Genomic DNA, 3,382 nt, shown 5'->3' on the forward strand with positions numbered 1-3,382 from the left:
CGGCGTCTCCGCCGAATCCGACCAGATCAACGTCTCCGAGTCCGGTGAGGGTGACGCCAGCTTCGAGACTTCCACCGTGCAGGATGAAGTCGGTGACGTCACCAACATCACCGTCCAGATGAGTAACACCGAGAACGCCGTCATCAACGTCGGCAGCCAGAACGACGACAACTACGTCATCCAGGGTCAGCTCGAGGACGAAAACGGTGACGGCGAAGTTACCGTTCAGTTCAACAGCTACACCGCTGGGACCGACAACAACAACACGGTTCTTACCGTCCCCGGTGACGACGACCTCGATGAAGTCGAAGAGAAGGGAAGCTTCACCGATAGTAGGAACAGCTTGGACGAAGATGTACTGGAACCACAATCCTACTCGATAAACGTGACCGCCGGGACCTCCCCGGATGTCACCAGTCCTGATACGGTTGGGACGCTACGTCTCAACGAGAATTCCGTCGAGAGTATGCAGACCTGGGTTGCACCGAGCGACGCAGATATCGACGACGAGGATATCGACATCTACGACCGCATCGGTGAGAACCTCACGCAGTCCGACGACGTCGCAGTCGAAGATGTCGTCGTCCACGAAATCCAGGCATCCGGTATCGAGGGTGCGCTCGAATACGAGCAGGAAGACAACGGGTCTTCCGACGTGACTGATGCGTTCATCGCAGCTGCCGACACCACGCCGGACCGTATCAACGACGACACGAGCGCCTCCGGCCTCCAGCTCTACGTCAACCGGACCGACGTCGGTGCAAACGCTGACGCAGATCCGATTAACTTCGCCAACAGCAGTAGCGCAGTGACCGTCGTCGACGACCCGGACAACAACACCTACTTCGTCGCCCTCGACACCGAGGACGTCGAGTTCGAGTCCGGTAACACGATCACTGAGGAAGAGGACACGGAAATCAACGCCACCTTCTCCGTGCAAGAAGGTCCGCTGACTGACGACTCTTCGAGCGAAAGCGAGCTCTACACCACGTCTGAGCGGAACGCGGAGCTGAATCTTGACGACGACGGCTTTGTCACCGTTGGCGCCGCCGCCGGACAGACAGTGAGCGGCGATACGAACGTCGCCCCCGGCTCCGAGCTCGAAGTCGAAATGGAATCCGAGAGTGAGGCGAACCCATTCGTCGAACGACCGGAAGCAACTGTTGGTCCGAACGGCACGTACGTCGCTACGGAAGACTTCAGCGACTACTCCGCTGGAACGAACTTCACCGTCCAGACGCTGGACGTCGACGGTGACTCCGACTTCAGCGACGAGGAAGACGGCCGCATCGTCGAAGCCGATACGGCCACCGTGAGTATCAGCGATCAGGAGTCCGACGGTAGCGAAGTCGTCGTCGACAGCGCACAGCTGTCCAGTGGCGGCTTCATCGCTATCCACGCCGGTGACGCATCCGGTGACGTCGTCGGCAACTCCGAGTACCTCGAAGCAGGTACGTACAATGACCTCACGATCACGCTCGACGAGCCGATGGACGAGAACTTCACTGCGGTCGCGATGCCGCACCAGGACACCAACGGCAACGAAGAGTACGACTTCCCTGGCGATGACGGTCCGTACACCCAGAACGGCTCCGCCGTGACGGACAGTGCGAACGTGACTGTCTCCGCCGAGGAGCCTGAGGACACGCCTGAGGACACGCCTGAGGACACGCCCGAAGACACGCCTGAGGACACGCCCGAAGACACGCCTGCGGACACGCCTGAGGACACGCCGGACACTGGAACCGCCACCGAAGCGGAAGGTCCCGGCTTCACGGCAGCCATCGCGCTCATCGCGCTCGTCGCTGCTGCGCTCCTCGCTGTCCGACGCGACAACTAACCGGAACCACTCCGGTCCCTGAACACCGTTCTTTCTTTCGTGCGCGTACGTGAAGAGTGCAAACAGACTGCAGACCGACTCGGGACTCGTTGTTTACTCAGACACGATTCCGTCCGCTTCTGAACGGCTAACTGCCCATCGGCAGTCGTGACTGGATCACAGTCGAACGCTGGCCCAACGCGGCAGTAACCCAGCGCCTGCCGGACACCTCCTCGATGTCCGCCACTGCGAGGGTGGTTTCGGTAACGGTTTGGGACCCGTCCGTAGTCGAGTGATGGAACAACCGCCGGTCGAATCGGGAGGCGTGTTTCTCAGATCTGGTCCCAGGAAAGAGTCAAATAAATATCCAGAATAAGAGTACATACCATTTCAAAATAATTATTACCTGACAGCAATGTGTAATTTGGATGTAACCTTTATCCATAAAGCATTTACCGCACTTCGGGTAATGTACCGATACCCCTACCCATGACGCCAGAAGTGAGTACGCCGGTTCGGTCTATGCGCGGTCGCGGTGACCGCGTTCCGACCAGGTGGAAAACTGCTGGGGTCGCCCGATAGCAACACAAACTATGACAGATACAAACGAAAAAATCAGAAGCCTGTTCCTGACGGCGCTGATGGTCTTCTCGGTATTCGCCGGGACCATCGCGTTCTCCGGTGGCGCAGCCGCCGCCGCGAACGTCAGCGTCGAACAGGCAGCAGAATACGATAGCGGGACAGTCGAATTGGCACTCAATGGTTCAACCGGTAGCCCAGTCAGTGACACTGACATCGACATCTACGTCGATGGCAACAAGAACCCGAGCAACTACGGTGTCTCGTCAGTCGACACGACTGACGACGGGACAACTGGACGCCTCCAGTTCAGTCTGGACCAGGACGTTCAGCCGAACCGGAACCTGACCGTCAAGGTTTCAGGTCTCACCGGCGGTGACAACACGGTCGTCGCTGAGGACATCGACGTGACGTCCCAGACGATTGTGGCCGACGATAGCTCGGGCGACACTAACGCCTTCCGCGGTGAAGTCCTGGCTGTCCGAGCCGACGGCGGAGAAAGTGACGCTGACGATGCTACCTCGAGCACGAAGATTGTGGTCGAGGACTCGAACGGCGCTGTCGTCACGCAGGACACTTACACAGCCAACAGCAAAGTCTACACCTACGAAACGGAAAACCTCGACACTGGTGAAGAATACGAGGTCACCGTTGGTGGTACTGCGGACGAAAACATCACCATCAGCAATCTCGATCTCAATGTGAACATTGACGACGATGTCGGCGACGGTGCCAACATCGACGACAAGGACACGCTTGCGGTCAACGTCTCGACCACGCGTGGTGGCGAGCCGGCCAACGCAACGCTGTTCAACGAGGACGACGACAAGGTTGCCACGCAGGTCAAGAGCCTGAAAGGTAACGAGAACGTCGTGTTCGACTTCGGTAACCAGAGCGCCGACGACAGTCCGTACTACGTCAAAGTGACGGACAACCAGACCGGCGTCTCCGCCGAATCCGACCAGATCAACGTCTCCGAGTCCG

Annotated in this window: 2 protein-coding genes; both read left to right on the forward strand. The window is 58.5% G+C overall.

What is annotated here, in order from left to right; translation table 11 throughout:
* Positions 1-1,840 (forward strand): BGTF surface domain-containing protein (locus AV929_RS12370; RefSeq protein WP_064288403.1); only part of this gene is annotated, 1,840 nt, incomplete at its 5' end.
* Positions 1,841-2,412: 572 nt separating this feature from the next.
* On the forward strand, positions 2,413-3,382 hold a 970-nt coding region (locus AV929_RS12375; RefSeq protein ID WP_196219992.1), incomplete at its 3' end, for a surface glycoprotein.

The sequence above is a fragment of the Haloarcula sp. K1 genome, assembly GCF_001647155.1.
Classification (GTDB): Archaea; Halobacteriota; Halobacteria; order Halobacteriales; family Haloarculaceae; genus Haloarcula; species Haloarcula hispanica.